Here is a 19,112-nt window from a genome sequence, read left to right as displayed (position 1 = left end):
GGGCCAGCCGCACGGGGCGCTTCAGCGTTTAGCGCAACGTGCGGCGGATGATAACCGCGCACAGCCCTGCCGCCACTGCGTAGAGGAAGACGACGTACTGGCCCATCGTTGTGAGGACCGTACTAGGCAGCGCGCGGCTGGCGATGATAAGCACTAGCGCGAGAATCAGCGCAAGGATTTGTTCGCGGCTACCACGCTGATCGCGGCGTTGGGTACTGAATGCGCCGACGAGGAGGGCCGCACCAACGATGGCGAGGCGGCGCCACGTCCATTCGAAGGTGGCGCCCCATCCGTCGGTGAAAATGGACACGAGCCCGAATAGTGCTAACACGGCAGCCAACAACATGAAAGCGCCGCCCACTCGCAGGGCGGCGGGGATTTCTACTCCGTCGGATGTGGGAGGGATGTCCGGGTTCTTACTCATTGTGATGAGTGTAATTGGGCCGCTTAGTGGGCCTCGTACCAGCCCCAGGTAATCGCGCGCCCGAGGGCGTGGAAATAAAGGTTGAAGCCGAGGACCGTAGGTGTTGCCTCCGGGTCGATTTCGAGGCGTTCGACGTCGACGGCGTGTACGGCGAAGAGGTAGCGGTGCGGGGCGTGACCTGCAGGCGGCTGGGGGCCATAATAGACGCGCTGGCCGGAGTCACCCCGCAGGCTGATAACGCCTTCGAGTCCGAGATCCTCAGCGGCCCCTGCACCTGTGGGGAGCTCGCGTACGTCGGCCGGGATGTTGAAGGCAGCCCAGTGCCAGAAGCCGGACCCCGTCGGCGCGTCAGGGTCAAAGCACGTGACGGCAAAGGACTTGGTCCCTTCGGGCACGTCCGACCAGGACAGCTGGGGCGAGACATTTTCAGGTGCGCGGAAACGCGCTGCGATCTCTGCTCCCTCCTCGATATCGGACGAGGTCACGGTAAAAGCTGGGACATCCCCCAACGGTGCATAGGGGTCTGGGCCGGGGAAACGGGAGTCGGTGGCGTAGTTCGCAGTGGAATGTGAAGTGTTACTAGTCATAAATCCATTTCTACCGGAAAGCTATCTGCCGCGTTGTCGCTTACTACCCGGCTGTCTCAGGAGGTGGCAGTGGATACGCAACTTTCATCGTTGTGTTTTCCTCGTTTAAGAACCCAGTGAAAACCCGTTCTGAAGTGGCGATTTGTGAAGTTATGCCGGTTCGGGATACAGTATGCGAGTGCCCAGCCGAGAGGCTGAACAAACACCCCAGCCCGGGTGGCGGAATGGCAGACGCGCTAGCTTGAGGTGCTAGTGTCCTATTAACGGACGTGGGGGTTCAAGTCCCCCCTCGGGCACAGACCGAAGCCCCGTGCTTCACACCGTCAGAGATGATGATGTGAGGCGCGGGGCCTTCTTCATGCGTCGAAGGTCTATGCGTGCGATTCCGCAGTAGGTGCCGTCTCCTCTACTACCGTAGCCTTCTTCTTCGACGTGATGTAGCTATGCAGGCCCTTGATGACGATAGGCGCCACCGACAACGCGATGATAAGCAGCATAATCTTCTCAATCGAGTCAGCAATACCCGGAATGTTTCCGAGAAAGACACCAACGAGATTCATGGAGAGCACCCAAGCGACTGCGCCGCTGACATTCCATCCAATGAACTTCTTGTACCGCATTCCCGCCGTGCCGGCGGCTACCGGAATGAAGGTGCGCACGATTGGGACGAATCTTCCGAGCACTAGTGCAAGCGGGCCGTGCTTGTGGAAGAAGTCCTCGGCGGTGTTGAGATACTCCAGTTTGAGAAGCCGAGCGTCCTTCTTAAACAGGCCACGGCCAAAACGGTGCCCAATCCAGTACCCCACCTGGTCACCAGCTATCGCGGCGATCATGCCTACAGCAATGAGTACCCACAGGGAGACCTGGAGCTCATGGCGCAGAATCGCGGCAGTTACGAGTAGTGAATCACCTGGAAGAAATGGGAAGAGCACACCGGACTCGATGAAGACGACAAGGGCTATACCACCGATGACCCAGGGCCCAAAGGCTTCGAGCAAGGTGGCTGCGTCCATATAAGACGTGAGGTTGTGGATAAAGTCCATAATGCTCTCCAAAGAAAAATGCAGGCGCCAGGGCGGGCGCCAAAAGTAGGTAGTGAATCAAGAATTCGCTCCGCAGCTAGGGCGTAGAGACAATAAAGGTGAAACTAGCTAAGACGGTCACAATAGAAGTGGCCCTAGAGATGCTTGCGGATGCGCAGTGCTGTTCAGTATCCCGCGTGCAAGGCAATACTCATGCATCGAATCGCGGCTTAACAGTAAGTTGAGGTGCAGCTCTCAGCTGCTCCCCAGCCAGCCAAGCCGTCTCCTGCCTCCGTCTTTAGCCGTTCTCCCATGCTTTGGACTCAATGCGGGGTTTGGCGTCTTCGGCACTAGACTTCTATCTCTATGAACACAGGTTGGGTGCACAGCGTCGGGGACTTCTTCGCGTCTCTGGGCCGCGCTGCGTGGCAAAGCTGCAAGCGTTGGACGTGGAAACGTTGGACGGCAGTAGTCGCTGCCGGTGCGGCATTGATGCTACTCGCCGTGCTTGTCGACGTCCCCTCACTCGCCGCCCTCCGCACGTGGTCAGACCAACTCGGGCCGTGGTTTGTCGTTGCTTTTACGGGCGCCTACATCTTCTTCACCCAGTTCCCTATTCCCCGGACCGTGTGGACTTTGGCGGCAGGCCTTCTTTTCGGCCCGTGGCTTGGGCTTTCTGTTTCCCTTGTCGCGCTGACTATCTCCGCCACCATTTCTCTCCTCATCGTCCGCGGCTTACTTGGTGAGTGGATTCGCCCGCATCTCACGCACAAAGCGGTATATGCAATCAATGCCCGGCTTGAGCGCCGGGGTTGGCTAGCGGTGGCGTCATTGAGAATGGTCGCCGGAGTTCCGTTTTCCTTACTAAACTATGTTGCAGCGCTCACTCCGATTTCGGTGACTCACTTCGCCATCGCTACACTCATCGGTTCGATTCCCACCACCGCCATCGGGGTCTTCTTTGGGGATGCGCTCACCGGAGCGATGAGCCCCTACACGATCGCCGGCTTCCTTATCGCTGCGGCAGTGGGAATCGCTGGTCTCATCCTAGACACGCGGTTGCCGCTCGGGCCAGGAATGCGTGGTCCAGTCAAGCGCAAAGAGTAGACTGAGCGTTGTTTCTTGCTGGAAGGAGTCTCTCACTGTGCTAGCTGTCCATGCCCGCTACCGCGGACGCTCGGTACGCCGCGCCGATTTGGTCCAACGATCCGCCGCTGCGCTTTCCACCCTGGAGGGAATCGGCGAGTTTGAGGTCCTTGGTGTTGAGGATATTTGCGCTGTGGCCTATTCTTCTCCGGCGGTCTGTGATGTCGTTATGGCGCTTCTTGCGGATGGTGACTGGGCCATTGGCATTGGAATTATCCCTGGCGACGGTGCCGGTGATGCCGAAACACGCGCAGTGGCAACCGCCGCGGTAAAGGGCTCGGCGCGGGCCGGACACGTCTACGCCAAAATTGATCGGCGCGGGCGCGCGGCGGAGGCGCAGGATATTGCAGCGGCATTCGCCCTACTCGGCTTTGTGCTGCACAAGCGCACAATGGAAGGCCGTGAGGCGACATCTCTTGTGCGCGGCGGGTTGAATCAGAACGAAGCTGCGGAAGAGCTGGGCATTTCCAAACAAGCGATGTCCCAGCGCCTCCAAGCGGCGGGGTGGGCGGCAGAGACGGCCGGTTGCCAGCTCGCCATCAACCTCATTGACCGAGCGAATTCGAATTAGAGCAAATCTTCTTTGCTCAATTCCGGTGTTGTGACAAAGTCGACGAGCCGCTCGACGGCGCCGATGAGCGTGGAATCGAGATCCCGGAAAGAATTCACGGCGTTGTACACGCGGCTCCACCCTTCCTTTGGATCAGACCACCCCGCGCGCTTGCAGATGCCCGTCTTCCAGTCTTCCCCATAGGGAACCTCGGGCCAGGCGCGCAGCCCTAGGCGCTCAGGCTTTACAGCCGCCCAGATATCGATGAAGGGGTGACCGGTGACAAGCACGTGCTCGCCCACCGTTTGCGTCAACCGCGTTTCCTTTGATCCTTCGACTAGGTGATCCGCGAGGACGCCCACACGGCGCCCCGGACCGGGCTGAAACTCAACCAGGCGTTCCTCAAGGTTATCGAGTCCTTCGAGGTATTCGACGACCACACCTTCCACCCGCAAATCGTGACCCCAGACCTTTTCAACGATGGCCGCGTCGTGAATGCCTTCAACCCAAATGCGCGAAGGTGCGGCAACTTTCGCCTCAAGATTCTCCACACGGCGCGACCCGGAGTTTGACTTTCGCGGCGCCTGCTTTTCGACGTATCGCGTTAACGTCACTGGCTGCCCCTCCAACAAGAACCCCCCCTTCACGAGTTTGAATACTCGCTCATTTCCATGTCGGTCCTCGAGGCGCACGACTGGGCCCCATACGGTTTTGTCGACGCCCAACACTGCCCCTACGAAGTCATCACCTCGAACCTCGACGACCAAGCCTGGTTCAGCGGGTACCTCGGGGTACTCCGGCTTCTTGTTCCGCGCATGTCCTGCAAAAATATCGCCGCCATAGGGATCTCGGGAATTCAAGCTCATAGGGGTCTACCCTATCGTCTACACTGTCCAGCCATGGATATGCGCGCCGAAGTCTGGTCCCCTGTACAAAACGTTTCTGTTTGGCTTGGTGCATGGCTATGGGGTCACGAATCCACCGATGGCTTTCTTGATGCCCTCAGCGAGCTGGGTGGTGAGCAACAAGGGGTCGACGGAGAGCCGTTTGTTGATGTTATGTCACTCCTCCGGCGTGAAACGGCCTCCGTCATCGAGCGTGGAGAGCGCGAACCGCTGCTTCGGCTAGTTCTCTCCGGCCCTGGCGACGCGCCAGCACTTCCAGCCGGCACGGAATCGGCGCGAGCGGCGGCAGAAAACCCGGCAGGCGCAATCGTGGTGCGTACCAATAATCGGGATCGAAACCTGGTGTTGGTGCCCACCTATGCCGTGGGCGCGACACGGTGGACGGTGATTGAAGAGACTGCCCCGTTACCCTCGCCCGCTTGGCTTAGCCCGGGCGAGGCCGATGAGCTCTTGAGCACTGCGACGAATGAGTCAGCAAACCTCATCGAGGCATTGGGCTATCGCAGCGATGCCCTCCCCAATCCCCGGCTAACAGTAGGCACACTAAGCGATTTCTACGACACCCCCGGATTACCCGCTGCAGTGCCGGGGCGAGCAGCGAAGCTCTTCGCCCGCGCCGACCGCGTGGCGGCCATCATCGAGACGGTGACTGACCGCATTCAAGATCACAGTCTCGATCCGCAGCTTCTGCGCCTGTGGCGCCATATCCGCCAAGCACGCATGGCCGGCGTGGCTTATGCGCTCACCGATTTCGCGCGTTAATGCGGCTTGCGCAGAGACCAGATGTCACAGCAACCTTCAGCGCAGGGTGCGCCATTGACCGTACAGCCCTGAACGGTGACCTCACCGAGTGAAGCAGGTTCAGCGTCATGTTCTAGCTCCTCGATGAGGTCCACGATGAGCGAGGCAAAACGTGCAGATGGGCCGGCGGTTCGGGTGCGATAGACGCTGACGCCCATTTCCTCAGCGGCTTGCTTCAGTTCAGTATCGAGATCCCAGATGACCTCCATGTGATCGGAGATAAATCCAATTGGGCACACGACAACGCTATCGACACCATCTTCCTCGTGGATTCGCGTGGTGTGGTCGACAATGTCCGGTTCCAACCACGGGGTGGCTGGGTTTCCTGAACGGGATTGCCACACTAGGTCATAATTCTGGACCCCGGCAGCCTTGGCTACGAGCCGTGCAGCCTCCGCTACCTGGCGGGAATAGATATGTTTATCGCCTTCTGCTCCCCCAACAGCATCGTGTGCCGATGGCACTGAATGCGCAGTAAAAAGCATGCGGGTGCTAGCCATCTTGTCTTCCGACACCTCCGCATAAGCCTCGCGGACGGCTGCGGCCATCTCCTCAATGAACTTGGGGTGATCGAAGAATTGGCGCAGTTTGGTGAAGTTCATGTCGGGCAGTTGCTCGTCCTCGAGGTGCTTGCGCAATGCAACGATGTCCTCGTTGTACTGGCGGCAAGCACTGTAGCCACCCCAGGCGGAGGTAGCGAATACGGCGACGTTGCGCACACCATCGGCGGCCATCTGCTCGACGGCTTTTGTCCCAAACGGGTACCAGTTACGGTTACCGAAATAAACCGGTAGATTATGTCCGCGTTCCTTCAGCTCTGCGGAAACATTAGAAATAATCTCTCGATTTAGCGCATTAAGCGGACTAATGCCGCCTAGGCGGAAATAGTGTTCTCCGACGACTTCGAGCCGCTCGCGCGGGATGCCTCGTCCACGGGTAACGTTCTCCAAAAATGGGACGACCTCCTCGTTTCCTTCCGGGCCACCGAAGGAAAGAACGAGGAGGGCGTCAAATGAGGAGGGCACCGAATCGGTGCCGCGGGTGTTGCCCTGGGCAGTACGCAGTGTGTCAGTCATGCAGCCCAGTTTAGCAACGGGCTGAACTAGATCAGTCGCACGGCATAGGGTGCCATGCCGGCTTGACGTACTGGGGAGATGCTGACGCTTTGACCGGACTGCGGAGCTTCGACCATGGTGCCGTCACCAAGATAGATTGCCACGTGCTGATTTCCGCTCGGGCCGTAGAAGACAAGGTCGCCTCGCTGCATCTCGCTCGGGGAAATCTTGGTTCCCTTCTGATACTGGTAGCCGGTGTAATGCGGCAGGGAAATGCCGACGCCAGCAAAGGCATAGAGCACCAGCCCAGAACAGTCGAAGCCGACCTTGTTGTAGTCGCCATAAGAGTCAGCGACGCCGCCGTCGCGAATGCCCTGCGTAGGACCGTTGGCATCGCCACCGCCCCAGGCATAAGGAACTCCTACTTGAGACGTCGCACGCTCGATCACGGTCTCGATCTTCGCTTCGCGGGAGGCATCGCCCAGTGAAGCGGATGCCTTCTTCGTCACGCTATCGGTGGTGTCAAGTTCCTCCAGGACACCGGAAACATCGGACTCAAGGGAATCCTCGTCATCAGTTGCGTTCGCTGCATCGCTATCGGACGTCTCCGTGGAATCCGTCGCTTCCCCAGCGCTGTCTTGCCCACCCTGGAGGGCAAAGAGCTTGGAAGAGCCTTCCGCCAGAGCATCGATTTCCTCTTGGCTCAAGCTGTTATTGTGGTCCGGCTGAGATGCGGCCACCATCGAGGCCACTGTTCCCACCGCTTCAATGCCAAGCGCTACGGTTTCCGCATCGATTCCGTTCGGATCGAACGAGCTGGAGCTACCGCCCTGGGAGTTCTCGGCGTGGCCTTCAGAGGAGTTGGCCGTGCTTGTCGACGACAACTCTTGCACGTTCGGATCGGAAGCCACAGTGCTTGCGGCGCTAGAGAGCTCTTCCAATTCGTCTGCAGAGGCAGAAGCCGTCGACGGCTGCGATTGAAGCGTGGGGTTCTGTGCCTCAGAGCCGGAGGGGCCGGCCACGGTGGACGCTGTGGACTCGGCGGTCGGCTCCGTGCTGGCTGGTGTCGAGTGCCCCGCAGCGGGCGGTGAGGATACCGTCGATGGGCCGTCGGCAGGAGTTGCGGCACTAGACTCAGAACGACCCTGTGCAGAATTAGTCCCGGCCCGCTCCTTGACCTTAGATCCAGCTGTTGGGCTTGACACACCTTCTCCGTCCAGACCCTTGGCTTGATTTAGCGCCTTGTGAAGAGATGAGAGTTGGGAAAGCAGATCCTCGCGTTCGGACGTAGATTCCTCAATAGAAGCCTCGGACGCGGAGAGTTGCTCGCGCGCGGCAGCCTCGACATCGGCCGCCCGGTCCGCACGTTCCTCGGCCAGTTGTTGGGTCTTCCGCAGCTGGGATTCCTTGTTCGCCTTTTCCGTGCGCTGCTTCTCCAAGTCGCTAACGACGGCCTGCTGCTTCTCAGACTGCGAGCGAAGGTAGGACTGGCGCTCCAGCATGTCCGAACGCGCGTCTTTTCCTGCCGCATGGGAGACGGCATCGGAAGTATTGGCTCGGCGGTAGGCGGAACGGGAGACCTCATCCAGCTTGGCCTGGGCATCGGCGACATCCGCTTGTGCGGCGTCAAGCTGCTCGCGCGCCGTCGTTGTTCCTTGGCGCGCTTGGTTTGCCTTAGTGCGGGCGTCGTTGAGATCGACCAGCGCACGGTTGACGGTTTCGCGCTGCGCACCTATGGAGGCTTCCGCTTGTGCGATGCGCTCCTCAATCTGGGCGATTGCGCCCGCGAGGTCTGCGATGGATGGGTTGTCGGAGGATAGCAGGGATTTGATGTTGATCTGCTCAGGTTCCGCAGCCACTGCAGGAGTGAGCGCGGAGACAGTAGACAAGGCGGCGGTGGTCGCTATGGCAGCGCACGCTGCCTTAAAGCGCCGAAAACCGAAAGATGATGTGGTGGCCACGAGGGTTATCTCCTAGACACCTACCCCGGAGATGTCACGCATGTTGCGTAGACGAGCTTGCCGGACATTGAGACCTGGAGGTGACGAGTTGGACTAGCAAAAGAAACAGCGGTGTGTACGTAGCTAGTCTCGCCTTCAAGCAGGATGAGGCGGCAATCGATTTCCCAATGGGAATAGTGGGCTTAATAAGGCTTGCACCCGGAATTAACCGGGATACGCGAACGCGGCTTGCCCCTGAAGAGCTTTTTGCTCTCTACGCCACTAAATGCCGAATTGACGGGGCGGCATTTTCTCTCATGGAGGCGGCAGGGAAACCTGCGGGGCGTCTGGCGTGTGCACCAACATCACGTCGAACCGTGCGTCATAGCTATCCACACTGCACTCTCATGGTGCTCGCTGGGCTCACGGTGAGCGGAGCCGAGTGTGGCTGCACGATCCGACGACGAAGGGACACACACCCATATTCAGGCTCGAGGTCCTGCGTCGGTTCCTCCTCGCTCGGCGCCGCGCTCGTGGAGGGCACTTCCGCGGTCCTTAGTGGCGCACGCGTAAGCACTCACAGCTGGCACCCAACCGGAAACCGATGGAACTCATGGCCATCACAGCCCTCGATGAGGGCGTGCGAATGAAGTGTATGAAGCCTCTTCCACTCGGGAGGTAGGTGTTTCGATATCTAAAAGGTTGAACACTGGTACCGACTGCGTCGAGAAAACTGCATTGCTACGCGCATCGCTAGCGCGGTGCGACGGTCATCCACCAGGCGGTGAACCCCAACGGTCCTCTTCGCTCGCGGCGTGCTTCCCCACATACCCGTGCGACAAATCAGTTGAGAGTCAAGGCTTGGTCCATGAACGTATGGAGCAATAGTCAACCCGTGAGTCGATACGTGAACCATACGTCACCGACACGCCATCTCGCACACTTTTCCCATCTTTCACATCAGCCACGGAAAACCACAAGGCGTTACAGGCGCACCTAACCTGCAATGACTTTGTTATCAATGCGTGACTGTGACGTTGCTCACTCTCCCCCGGAGTGCAAACCTCTTCCCCTTGACTATCGCTGTGGATTGCGGCCCTGGGGCTGCCGCAGAAGCTCCGATTGCTCCCAGCGGAACCTGTCTTCTGGGGTGCAGGAAACGCTCCATTTCGGGACTGGAGAGAACCGAAGTATTCGTCGACTTAAGGTGCCTGTGCGGCATCCGATGTGGTCGCTGTGCGAGCCGTATCCCTAGGCCCCTTGCGTACCTCTCAACCACTCCCCCGTTGCAAAAGTCAAGGCTTAGTGGTTGATACTAGCCACTTCCCTACCCCTGCGGTAGGTACGGCGCATGTTTAGTGGAATGCTCGCGGCGGCCTCGATTGCTTAGTTTCTGACCGTGTCAGCCTTCCGTGTGGCGGCTCGAAATCCCGCCCAGCCCGCAACTGCCGCTACGCAGAAAAACAGCGTCAAGATTGTCAGCCATGGCGCTGAAAAATGATCTGCAGTTGCATAGAAATCATTCAGCAAAGTTACCTGATCGAGTCCAGTTGGCAGCGAATCCTCGGCTGCCTCAATGGATGCCCGATCATAAGAATTACTGACTGCGGACACTCGCATTGGCGCCTGGAGAATCACGGTATCGAGTCCCGTTTGTTCTTGAAGGGTTGTCGCCAGGTCGCGCAGATCTGGAATCTTGTCGGGGAAGACATCTACCACTGCGATGCCATGGTTGGGCTGGAGGGAGTCTGCGATGTGGACCTGGAGGTCGTCGTCTAGCGCCAGCTCTGGGTTGGAGAACGCTACACCGTCGGCCGAGAGCTGATCTGCAATGTCGTCTACATCTACGCCCGCCGGGATCATCTGCCACTCCTTAATCTCTATGGCCGTTAATGCTTGGTGGCACAGTCTTCTGCCCAAACACGATTCGGAGGTTCATCCCCCGGATTCCGGATCGAGCCTAAACCTCGGAATGTGGGCAAGGCCGGCGACTCGCCGCTACCCCCGAAATGTAGGAAACAGAACGCTCGTACTGTTATGCTGGTGTCGACCGAGGGTTCTTGCATCTACAATAGATACGGAACATTCGCGTTCTGAGACCGCCGATACACCTGGCTCCATCTGGTCGCTAGGGCATATCGGCAAGTTCGATGAACCTTCGACCAGTGTTCGATAACCCACAAGCGAAAAGCAAGGAATGGAGCTCCTTATGACTGAAAGCCTGAACTCCTTCGGCGCCAAGAAGACTCTTGAGGTCAACGGTAAGTCTTATGACTACTTTGACATCAATGCAGTCGAGGGCCTGGAGAAGCTTCCTTACTCCCTCAAGGTCCTGGCTGAGAACCAGCTGCGCTACGAGGACGGGAAGAACGTAACCAAGGATCACATTAACGCTTTGGCCAACTGGGATCCGTCCGCTGAGCCGGATACCGAGATCCAGTTCACCCCGGCCCGCGTTCTGATGCAGGACTTCACCGGCGTCCCCTGCGTGGTCGACTTGGCAACCATGCGTGAGGCTATCGCCACCCTCGGCGGCAAGCCGGACCAGGTGAACCCGCTCAACCCGGCCGAGATGGTTATTGACCACTCCGTCATCGTCGAGGCTTTCGGCTCCACCGAGGCCCTGGAGAAGAATGTTGAGATCGAGTACGAGCGCAACCAGGAGCGCTACCAGTTCCTGCGCTGGGGTGCCGAGAACTTCTCCAACTTCCGCGTTGTTCCTCCGGGAACCGGAATTGTCCACCAGGTCAACATTGAGTACCTCTCCCGCGTGGTCTTCGACAACGATGGTGTTGCCTACCCGGATACCTGTATTGGTACCGACTCCCACACCACCATGGAAAACGGCCTGGGCATCCTGGGCTGGGGCGTTGGCGGCATCGAGGCCGAGGCTGCAATGCTGGGCCAGCCGGTGTCCATGCTGATCCCGCGCGTCGTGGGCTTCAAGCTCACCGGCGAGATTCCGACCGGTGTGACCGCTACCGACGTGGTGCTGACCATCACCGAGATGCTGCGCCAGCACGGTGTGGTTCAGAAGTTCGTTGAGTTCTACGGCAACGGTGTCAAGTCCGTGCCGCTGGCCAACCGCGCCACCATCGGTAACATGTCCCCCGAGTTCGGTTCCACCGCTGCGATCTTCCCGATCGACGAGGAGACCATCAAGTACCTCGAGCTCACCGGCCGTCCGCAGGAGCAGATCGATCGCGTCGAGGCTTATGCCAAGGCTCAGGGCATGTGGCTCGAGCAGGACGCTCCGGAGGCACAGTACTCCGAGTACCTCGAGCTGGATCTGTCCACTGTTAAGCCGTCCATCGCCGGCCCGAAGCGCCCGCAGGACCGCATTCTCCTCTCCGAGGCAAAGGAGCAGTTCCGTAAGGATCTGCCGACCTACGCTTCCGGCGAGGTTGTTGCAGACGAGTCCACCATCGAGGCAAAGCGCATGACCTCCGAGGGTGGCGACGAGAATGCTCTCGTCGACGTTACCGGTGGCCTGAACAAGTCTCGCGCAGGCGAAGGCGAGTCCGCAGCCAAGGGCGGCTCCGGCCGCCAGTCCAACCCGGTTACCGTCACCTCCCCGAACGGTGGTGAGTACACCCTGGACCACGGCATGGTTGCTATCGCTTCCATTACCTCCTGCACCAACACCTCTAACCCGTCCGTCATGGTTGGCGCTGGCCTCATCGCACGTAAGGCTGCTGAAAAGGGCCTGAAGTCCAAGCCGTGGGTCAAGACCATTTGTGCCCCGGGTTCCCAGGTTGTTGACGGCTACTTCCAGCGCGCAGACCTCTGGAAGGATCTGGAGGCGCTTGGCTTCTACCTCTCCGGCTTCGGCTGCACCACCTGTATCGGTAACTCCGGCCCTCTGCCGGAGGAAATCTCCAACGCCATCAACGAGCATGATCTGGCTGCTACCGCGGTGCTGTCCGGCAACCGTAACTTTGAGGGCCGCATTTCCCCGGACGTCAAGATGAACTACTTGGCCTCCCCCATCATGGTCATTGCATACGCTATTGCTGGCACCATGGACTTCGATTTCGAGACTCAGGCGCTGGGTCAGGATCAGGACGGCAACGATGTCTTCCTCAAGGACATCTGGCCTTCCCCGAAGGAGATCGAGGACACCATCCAGCAGGCCATCTCCCGCGAGCTCTACGAGGCTGACTACGCCGACGTGTTCAAGGGTGACGACGCATGGCGCAACCTGGACGTTCCGGAGGGCGAGACCTTCAAGTGGAACGAGGATTCCACCTACATCCGCAAGGCACCGTACTTCGACGGCATGCCGACTGAGCCGGAGCCCGTTCAGGACATCAAGGGCGCTCGCGTCCTTGCTAAGCTTGGTGACTCCGTGACCACCGACCACATCTCCCCGGCTTCCTCCATTAAGCCGGGTACCCCGGCCGCTCAGTACCTGGATGCCAACGGTGTGGAGCGCCAGGACTACAACTCCCTCGGTTCCCGTCGCGGTAACCACGAGGTCATGATGCGCGGTACCTTCGCCAACATCCGCCTCCAGAACCAGCTGGTCGACGTCGCCGGTGGCTACACCCGTGACTTCACCCAGGAGGGCGCACCGCAAGCCTTCATCTTCGATGCCTGCGAGAACTACAAGGCAGCCGACATTCCGCTGGTTGTCCTTGCTGGTAAGGAGTACGGCACCGGTTCCTCCCGTGACTGGGCTGCTAAGGGCACCAACCTGCTTGGCGTGAAGGCTGTCATCACTGAGTCCTTCGAGCGTATTCACCGCTCGAACCTCATTGGCATGGGCGTCATCCCGCTGCAGTTCCCGGAGGGCGAGTCCCACGAGTCCCTGGGCTTGGATGGCACCGAGACCTTCGATATCGACGGCATCGCAGCCCTCAACGAGGGCGGCATTCCGAAGACGGTCCACGTGACCGCCACCAAGGAGTCCGGCGAGACCGTTGAGTTCGATGCCAAGGTTCGCATCGACACACCTGGTGAGGCCGACTACTACCGCCACGGCGGCATTCTGCAGTTCGTTCTGCGCCAGATGGTCAAGGCCTAAATCAGCCTTGTCCGACATGCGGGGTAGCCAACAATGGGCATCCCCCGCATAGCTAGGCAGGAGGCCAGCTAGCAACAAGGAGTGCTGGCTGGCCTTTCTGTTTCCTAACCATTAACTACTTCTATCCCCCGTCTATCCACCGCCGTGCTTTAAGGAGCGAGATTCCAGCCATGCCAATTATGAGCGACTCTGAACTTCATCGCCGCCGCAATGACATCTTGGTTGGTGCTCGAAAGTGTTTTGCTGAGCACGGCTATGACGGGGCTACAGTTCGCCGCCTTGAAGAAGCCACCGGTAAATCGCGGGGCGCAATCTTTCACCACTTCGGCGATAAGGAGTCCCTCTTCCTTGCCTTGGCACGCGAAGACGCCGCCCGCGAAGCTGAGGTCGTTGCCAACAACGGTCTGGTTGAGGTCATGAGTGAAATGCTGCGCCACCCGGAGCGCCATGACTGGCTGGCCACGCGCCTTGCCGTCACCTCGATGCTGCGCACCGATCCCTCTTTCGCCGCGCGCTGGCACGAAGAACAGCAGGTTCTGGATAAGGCAGTCCGCGCCCGCTTGGAGTCCAACGCCGAAAAGGGGCGGCTGCGCGATGACGTCTCCATCGACACCCTCGTGACATACTTGGAGACCTTCATGGACGGTTTTATCAACCGCCTAGCACTCGGTGACACGAAGAATTTAGAGCAGGTGTTGTCCTTAGTCGAGCAATCGATTCGCGGCTCCCGCGCCGAACACTAAGTGTTTAGCACTCAGAGTCTGAGTGTGATTGGCGCTACACTGTGGCCCATGGACCATACACCTCTACAGCTTCCGCGGACGCAGTGTGGAATTAGTCTGAACGCCACACCCCGGCTTGCTCCGAAAGAACAGCGCGCCCACGATGCTCAGCCGAACCCGAGAATAGATAGTTCAGGGCTCCGCGAGGTCATCGAGGAGGCAGGGCCTCAGCCAGGGCGCATTAAGCTCAGCGACCTGTCGGTCTGGCTCATCATAGGTCTAGTTGGTCTATTTATGTGCAAGATGTCGATCTCTTTCTTCGCTGGTGATTTTGGTCCTCCGCGATTCAGCTTCTCTGACATCGGCATATTTTCGCTAATCCCTATCATTTTTTGTTTCCTCAGCGCGACCTTTGTCGCTGTGAGCCTGTGGCACATCTTTCAGGCAATCGGTCAAGCTCGGCGTCTGCGCACCGCGTGGCGCAATGGATGGGTGGAATACCGTCCCGCTCTCATTGGTGAGTTGGTTTACCTTCGCAGCAAAACCGAAGGTCCGGAAGACCGTGAACGGACCTATTTCTATTACTCGGCGCCCCTTCTCCTCCTTCAGCCAGACGGCACACTGGCGAAGGCCATGTCCGGAGAGTTCCGCGCAAACAACCCGAACTGGTTGAGGTCACGTGGCGCTGCACTGGCGGAGGGCTCCCGGATCGCTACCGTGGATACTGCGAACAACAATGGATGGACTGTGGCTGCTTACCGCACCGACGGAACGAGCTCAGAGGCGGAACTCTCCCTTGGCCTCACTGGCCGGCAGGTTGACGCCGTTCTGAATTTCGCTGAACAGCGCTGGGTGCGCTAAGCCGCTTCGAGGTTAGTTGGCCCGTCGTCCAACACGGGTCCTACTCCCCATTGGGTGTTGAAGCGACGAGAAAGGCGGCTCTAACCCCTTTACACTGTGATCCATGATCCAATCGCCTATCCAACTTCCCCGGTCACCGCTGAAATTCGATGCAGCCAGCGCCGGCTCCCTCGCGCCTAAAGAATTGAAGGAGCACGATCAGCAGCCCAACCCCAACGTGGATCGTAGCGGTATACGCGAAGCTATAGATAGTGTCGGGCGACCGATCGGCCAAGCGAATCTCGGCACGATCATCGTTGGATTCATCCTCATCTCCATGGGTGTCATGGCAATGTTTTTCACTATCACCCATGCAGTATTGCTCTTTGTCCTCTTCCCAGGCGCAGAGGGAACCGTCGGCGGGATACCGATAGCCAGCATTGTCATCGGGCTTGCCGCGCTGGTCTTTATCTTTATCGTGGTGATGCTTGTGCGGGGCCGCTGGGGCGCATCGACGAGGCTGCGCACCGCGTGGACGAATGGATGGATTGAGTACCGCCCCGCGTTGATCGGCGAGCTGACCTATAGGCGCCGCGTTGATTACGACGACAGTACCGACTTTTACTACACCGCCCCGGTTCTCATCCTGCAGCCAGACGGATCATTGACGAAAAGCATGACCGAGGAATTCATTGCTCCAAACCCGAACTGGCTGAAGTTGCGTGGCCGGCTGCTTGCCGACGGGCCCCTCGTCGCCACCGTGGACTTCAACCACAATAACGGATGGGGCGTGGTGGGATATCGGGCAGATGCAGACAACCCGCAGCCAGAACTGCACAATGGTCTGCGCCAAAAGAACATTGAAGCAGCACTGTCTTTTGCAGAGCGGAACTGGGTAAGAAGTTAGTGATAAGAATGTCTGACCACGCTTTAGCACCATTCGACTTCCCGGAACACCACTACTCCGAGAGGCTCATTCCCCGCACTCGGAGTTCTGTGTCCGCCCCGAACTTGAGATCAAGCACATCTAGTATTGTTCGCGCGATCGCCGCGACTGGGCCACTCCCAGGCGGCGCCACACCTGAATGGCGAAGCCTACGGAACAACCTCATCACGGCGGTAGTGGGCCTAGCTATCGCACTATCAGCCTTTATCGGCGAAGATATGTCTATTAGCTCCGGATGGCAGGGATTGGCCGTTTCAGTCTTCGTCCTTGTCCTCATCGTGGCGGCCGGTCGGAACATTCGAGCAATTCGGAGCTCTACGTGGGGTGCTCGCCGCCTACGGACGGCGTCGGAGAATGGGTGGATCGAGTATTATCCCGCGCTGCTCAGTGAGATCTGGCAAACAGGTCGACACGTGCCACACGCTGATCCCACCGAGTACTACTACAAGGCGAAGGTGCGCCTGTTCCTTCCAGATGGCACAGTTCAAGAAATCATCAGCGATGAGTTTGAGTCCCACACTTCTCCCCGCTCCTTCCGGGAGCAGGGTGTGGCCGTGGTACGGTTCCAAAGCCAAGCGACGTTCAAGCACCCCACAGGGTGGTATATCGCGGCCCACCTGTCCACAAAGCCACTTCGTTATGCGAGCCTCCACCACCAACTGAGCAGAGAGCAAGTCATCGCCGCGCTTGACGCGGCGGCGTCCGCTCGATTTTAGATATCCTTCACGCTGCTATCGCCATCGATGAACTCCAGTGGCGAGGCCGGGAAGCTATCGCGGCCAGCGACCTCGGTGACAACCTCAGCGACAAGCTCCCGGGAGGTCGTCAGCTTACCGGTGCGCTCTGCGTCCTTATCTAGCACGGTGATGCCACGCGAAGGCTCTTCCGTCAGGGCCGCCGGGCCAAGGATGAGGTAAGTGAGGTCGGTTGAGTTGAGCTTATTGTCTACGGCCTTCTTGGACTCCACGTAGGCGTACCACTTCTCATCCGCAGGATCAGTCGTGTTCTCCGTAGCGCCCATGTAGGAAATCATGATGTAGGCGGGAGTGTTCTTGCCCTCGGCAGAAAGCTTTTCCAGACCCGCAATAGATGCCAGCGCCGCATCACGGTCGACCGCCCACGTCACCTCCGCACCAGCACGGCCACCATTTCCGGCGCCCCACACGACGACGTCATAGTCAGCCAAAAGCTCTGCCCAGTCCTCAACAGAAAGCTCGGTGAGATCGCGAACCACTGCGGCGGCACCGAGGGCCTTAATATCAGAGACCTGGTCCGGGTTGCGGATGAGGGAATGGACGGTGAGGTTGGCGTCGACAAGCTTGGGCGCCACCAAGAGCCCAACCTTGCCGTGGCCGCCGATGTACAGAACCTTCTTGCGCGTAGTTGTTGTCGTATCAGTCATGTGCGCCACCGTACGCGCCGGCTCGCTATCCTGCATGACCCCAGGGCAGCGTGAAAAACCGACGGGCTACAATCAAATTATGATCGCCATCATGACTGTTACCGGTGTTGATAACACCGGAATTATCTCTGCCGTTTCCACCGCCCTCGCTGAGCTCAAGATCAACATCGTTGACGTCTCTCAGACCCTCATGTCTGGGTACTTCACGATGATCCTGCGCGTCGAATTCGATGAGAATGAGGTCAGCATCCAGCAGATTCAGGAGCGGATGAATACCGTCGGTGAGTCCATCAAACAATCCATTCGCGTGCAGTCGGAAGCACTGTTCACCGCCATGAATGAAATTTAGGAGCGAGAATCAGTCATGCTTAATCGCTTCAACACCGTCAGTATTCTCGACACCATCGAGATGATCGAGAAATACCGCCTCGATATCCGCACCGTTACCATGGGGATCTCGCTGCTCGGCTGCACGCGCTCCACCATGGAAGCTACCGCAGAGGCCGTTTATGATCGCGTGACCACCCGCGCGGCTCAGCTCGTGGAAGTCTGCGAAGGGATCGAGGCCGAGCTCGGCATCCCGATCGTCAACAAACGTATTTCCGTCACTCCGATCTCACTTATCGTGGCTGGCGTAGAAGGACACCCCGTCGACGTCGCCCGTGCACTGGATCGCGCCGCTGAGACGACAGGTGTTAACTTCGTCGGCGGCTACTCCGCATTGGTTGAAAAGGGTGCCACCACTGCGGAAAAGACACTCATCCGCTCTATCCCGGAAGCGCTGGCTGAGACCAACCTGGTGTGTTCCTCAGTAAATATCGCATCCTCGCGCGCCGGCATCAACATGAACGCCGCAGCGCAGATGGGACGCATCATCAAGGAAGCTGCCGAACTCACCAAGGACCGCAGCGCCATCGGCTGTGCCAAGCTCGTGATCTTCTCCAACTCCGTGGGCGATAACCCCTTCATGGCCGGTGCCTTCCACGGTATCGAGGAACCGGACTGCGTTGTCTCCGTCGGTGTGTCTGGGCCGGGTGTTGTCGACCGTGCTCTCGGATCCCTGGAGGGCGCCACCCTTAATGAAGTCGCCGAGGAGGTCAAGAAGGCTGCCTTCAAGGTCACGCGTGCCGGACAGCTCGTTGGTTCGATGGCCTCGGAGCGCCTCGGTGTTCCCTTTGGCATCATCGACCTTTCGCTGGCCCCCACAGCGGAGCTGGGAGATTCCGTCGCGCACATCCTGGAACACATGGGCCTGGATCAGGTGGGCACGCACGGAACGACGGCAGCCCTCGCACTGCTTAACGACGCCGTCAAGAAGGGCGGCATGATGGCCTGCTCACGCGTGGGCGGTCTATCGGGTTCCTTCATCCCGGTTTCGGAAGACAAGGGCATGATCGATGCTGTGCGCACCGGCGCTATTTCCATCGACAAGCTGGAGGCCATGACCTCCATCTGCTCGGTGGGCCTGGACATGATCGCCATTCCGGGCGATACTTCCGCGGAGACTATTGCCGGCATGATCGCTGATGAAGCCGCCATTGGCGTGATGAATCATAAGACGACTGCCGTGCGCGTTATCCCCGCCCCGGGAACCAAGGCTGGCGATGAGGTCAACTTCGGCGGCCTGCTGGGCTACGCTCCGGTCATTCCGGTCAACCAGGTGGGCAACTCCACCTTCATCAACCGCGGTGGCTTCATCCCGGCGCCCGTACACGGTTTCCGAAACTAAGGCCTCAGCAACTCGGA

Annotated in this window: 18 protein-coding genes and 1 tRNA gene; 11 read left to right on the top strand and 8 right to left on the bottom strand. The window is 59.0% G+C overall.

The features are described 5' to 3' along the window. Positions 1-28: 28 nt before the first annotated feature. Both ACUY3D_RS03635 and ACUY3D_RS03630 read right to left on the bottom strand, forming a co-directional pair. Complete coding sequence (locus ACUY3D_RS03635; protein WP_193629896.1) at positions 29-424, bottom strand: hypothetical protein; 396 nt, start codon at positions 422-424, stop codon at positions 29-31. 23 nt (positions 425-447) lie between these two features. Continuing rightward, a complete protein-coding gene (locus ACUY3D_RS03630; protein ID WP_448240354.1) occupies positions 448-1,011 on the bottom strand; it encodes a YbhB/YbcL family Raf kinase inhibitor-like protein in 564 nt (187 codons plus the stop codon). A gap of 210 nt (positions 1,012-1,221) precedes the next feature. Between ACUY3D_RS03630 and ACUY3D_RS03625 the strand changes: the two genes are divergently transcribed. Next, positions 1,222-1,307: transfer RNA gene (locus ACUY3D_RS03625), tRNA-Leu, on the top strand. Between the two features lie 75 nt (positions 1,308-1,382). Here the strand turns inward: ACUY3D_RS03625 and ACUY3D_RS03620 are convergent. Next, positions 1,383-2,054 (bottom strand): VTT domain-containing protein, encoded by a 672-nt coding sequence (locus ACUY3D_RS03620; RefSeq protein ID WP_180952116.1) that lies wholly within the window; start codon positions 2,052-2,054, stop codon positions 1,383-1,385. Positions 2,055-2,399: 345 nt separating this feature from the next. Between ACUY3D_RS03620 and ACUY3D_RS03615 the strand changes: the two genes are divergently transcribed. Together ACUY3D_RS03615 and ACUY3D_RS03610 are read left to right on the top strand one after the other, a co-directional pair. After that, a complete protein-coding gene (locus ACUY3D_RS03615) occupies positions 2,400-3,140 on the top strand; it encodes a TVP38/TMEM64 family protein (RefSeq protein WP_070520569.1) in 741 nt (246 codons plus the stop codon). Between the two features lie 37 nt (positions 3,141-3,177). After that, complete coding sequence (locus ACUY3D_RS03610; protein WP_070623435.1) at positions 3,178-3,750, top strand: MarR family transcriptional regulator; 573 nt, start codon at positions 3,178-3,180, stop codon at positions 3,748-3,750. On the opposite strand, the gene ACUY3D_RS03605 is transcribed toward ACUY3D_RS03610, so the two are convergent. After that, positions 3,747-4,595 carry a DUF3097 domain-containing protein gene (locus tag ACUY3D_RS03605; RefSeq protein ID WP_448240353.1) on the bottom strand — a complete coding sequence of 283 codons (849 nt, stop codon included), beginning with the start codon at positions 4,593-4,595 and terminating at the stop codon, positions 3,747-3,749. The two genes, ACUY3D_RS03610 and ACUY3D_RS03605, sit on opposite strands and share 4 nt — an antisense overlap. A 33-nt stretch (positions 4,596-4,628) precedes the next feature. On the opposite strand from ACUY3D_RS03605, the gene ACUY3D_RS03600 reads away from it, so the two are divergent. Next, positions 4,629-5,396, top strand: coding sequence for an Rv1486c family protein (locus tag ACUY3D_RS03600; protein ID WP_193634306.1), 768 nt, complete (start codon positions 4,629-4,631; stop codon positions 5,394-5,396). Here the strand turns inward: ACUY3D_RS03600 and ACUY3D_RS03595 are convergent. From ACUY3D_RS03595 to ACUY3D_RS03585, 3 genes are all read right to left on the bottom strand, one after another. Further along, a complete protein-coding gene (locus tag ACUY3D_RS03595) occupies positions 5,393-6,511 on the bottom strand; it encodes a ferrochelatase (protein ID WP_070532875.1) in 1,119 nt (372 codons plus the stop codon). The two genes, ACUY3D_RS03600 and ACUY3D_RS03595, sit on opposite strands and share 4 nt — an antisense overlap. Positions 6,512-6,537: 26 nt before the next feature. Continuing rightward, positions 6,538-8,451, bottom strand: coding sequence for a DIP1281 family NlpC/P60 protein (locus ACUY3D_RS03590; protein ID WP_448240352.1), 1,914 nt, complete (start codon positions 8,449-8,451; stop codon positions 6,538-6,540). A 1,365-nt stretch (positions 8,452-9,816) separates the two neighbouring features. Beyond that, positions 9,817-10,293: an Rv1476 family membrane protein gene (locus ACUY3D_RS03585; RefSeq protein WP_448240351.1), complete on the bottom strand. Its 477-nt coding sequence runs from the start codon at positions 10,291-10,293 to the stop codon at positions 9,817-9,819. A gap of 346 nt (positions 10,294-10,639) precedes the next feature. On the opposite strand from ACUY3D_RS03585, the gene can reads away from it, so the two are divergent. The 5 genes from can (at position 10,640) to ACUY3D_RS03560 (ending at position 16,680) form a co-directional block, all read left to right on the top strand. Next, positions 10,640-13,456, top strand: a complete 2,817-nt coding sequence (can, locus tag ACUY3D_RS03580; protein WP_210386600.1) for an aconitate hydratase — start codon at positions 10,640-10,642, stop codon at positions 13,454-13,456. 170 nt (positions 13,457-13,626) lie between these two features. Then, positions 13,627-14,199, top strand: a complete 573-nt coding sequence (locus tag ACUY3D_RS03575) for a TetR/AcrR family transcriptional regulator (RefSeq protein ID WP_070520589.1) — start codon at positions 13,627-13,629, stop codon at positions 14,197-14,199. Positions 14,200-14,598: 399 nt separating this feature from the next. Continuing rightward, positions 14,599-15,039 carry a hypothetical protein gene (locus ACUY3D_RS03570; RefSeq protein WP_232755554.1) on the top strand — a complete coding sequence of 147 codons (441 nt, stop codon included), beginning with the start codon at positions 14,599-14,601 and terminating at the stop codon, positions 15,037-15,039. A 103-nt stretch (positions 15,040-15,142) separates the two neighbouring features. Further along, positions 15,143-15,925, top strand: a complete 783-nt coding sequence (locus ACUY3D_RS03565) for a hypothetical protein (protein WP_269948240.1) — start codon at positions 15,143-15,145, stop codon at positions 15,923-15,925. A gap of 257 nt (positions 15,926-16,182) precedes the next feature. Then, positions 16,183-16,680 (top strand): hypothetical protein, encoded by a 498-nt coding sequence (locus ACUY3D_RS03560; RefSeq protein ID WP_232755673.1) that lies wholly within the window; start codon positions 16,183-16,185, stop codon positions 16,678-16,680. Here the strand turns inward: ACUY3D_RS03560 and ACUY3D_RS03555 are convergent. After that, on the bottom strand, positions 16,677-17,366 hold the full coding sequence (locus tag ACUY3D_RS03555; protein ID WP_269948239.1) for an SDR family oxidoreductase: 690 nt from the start codon (positions 17,364-17,366) through the stop codon (positions 16,677-16,679). The genes ACUY3D_RS03560 and ACUY3D_RS03555 overlap by 4 nt on opposite strands. A gap of 79 nt (positions 17,367-17,445) precedes the next feature. Here ACUY3D_RS03555 and ACUY3D_RS03550 point away from each other — a divergent pair, with 79 nt between their 5' ends. Both ACUY3D_RS03550 and ACUY3D_RS03545 read left to right on the top strand, forming a co-directional pair. Next, positions 17,446-17,715: an ACT domain-containing protein gene (locus ACUY3D_RS03550; protein WP_070524521.1), complete on the top strand. Its 270-nt coding sequence runs from the start codon at positions 17,446-17,448 to the stop codon at positions 17,713-17,715. A 15-nt stretch (positions 17,716-17,730) separates the two neighbouring features. Then, positions 17,731-19,095: a PFL family protein gene (locus tag ACUY3D_RS03545; protein WP_269948238.1), complete on the top strand. Its 1,365-nt coding sequence runs from the start codon at positions 17,731-17,733 to the stop codon at positions 19,093-19,095. The last annotated feature ends 17 nt before the right edge of the window (positions 19,096-19,112 follow it).

It is taken from the genome of Corynebacterium guaraldiae (genome assembly GCF_053480195.1).
This window is presented reverse-complemented; position numbering and strand designations above follow the sequence as displayed.

Coding starts and splice junctions, on each gene's coding strand:
- ACUY3D_RS03605 (WP_448240353.1), bottom strand. CDS start 4,595: ATGAGCTTGAATTCCCGAGATCCCTATGGCGGCGATATTTTTGCAGGA.
- ACUY3D_RS03560 (WP_232755673.1), top strand. CDS start 16,183: ATGTCTATTAGCTCCGGATGGCAGGGATTGGCCGTTTCAGTCTTCGTC.
- ACUY3D_RS03545 (WP_269948238.1), top strand. CDS start 17,731: ATGCTTAATCGCTTCAACACCGTCAGTATTCTCGACACCATCGAGATG.
- ACUY3D_RS03620 (WP_180952116.1), bottom strand. CDS start 2,054: ATGGACTTTATCCACAACCTCACGTCTTATATGGACGCAGCCACCTTG.
- ACUY3D_RS03600 (WP_193634306.1), top strand. CDS start 4,629: ATGGATATGCGCGCCGAAGTCTGGTCCCCTGTACAAAACGTTTCTGTT.
- ACUY3D_RS03555 (WP_269948239.1), bottom strand. CDS start 17,366: ATGACTGATACGACAACAACTACGCGCAAGAAGGTTCTGTACATCGGC.
- ACUY3D_RS03585 (WP_448240351.1), bottom strand. CDS start 10,293: ATGATCCCGGCGGGCGTAGATGTAGACGACATTGCAGATCAGCTCTCG.
- ACUY3D_RS03565 (WP_269948240.1), top strand. CDS start 15,143: ATGATCCAATCGCCTATCCAACTTCCCCGGTCACCGCTGAAATTCGAT.
- ACUY3D_RS03635 (WP_193629896.1), bottom strand. CDS start 424: ATGAGTAAGAACCCGGACATCCCTCCCACATCCGACGGAGTAGAAATC.
- ACUY3D_RS03575 (WP_070520589.1), top strand. CDS start 13,627: ATGCCAATTATGAGCGACTCTGAACTTCATCGCCGCCGCAATGACATC.
- ACUY3D_RS03595 (WP_070532875.1), bottom strand. CDS start 6,511: ATGACTGACACACTGCGTACTGCCCAGGGCAACACCCGCGGCACCGAT.
- ACUY3D_RS03630 (WP_448240354.1), bottom strand. CDS start 1,011: ATGACTAGTAACACTTCACATTCCACTGCGAACTACGCCACCGACTCC.
- can (WP_210386600.1), top strand. CDS start 10,640: ATGACTGAAAGCCTGAACTCCTTCGGCGCCAAGAAGACTCTTGAGGTC.
- ACUY3D_RS03550 (WP_070524521.1), top strand. CDS start 17,446: ATGATCGCCATCATGACTGTTACCGGTGTTGATAACACCGGAATTATC.
- ACUY3D_RS03615 (WP_070520569.1), top strand. CDS start 2,400: ATGAACACAGGTTGGGTGCACAGCGTCGGGGACTTCTTCGCGTCTCTG.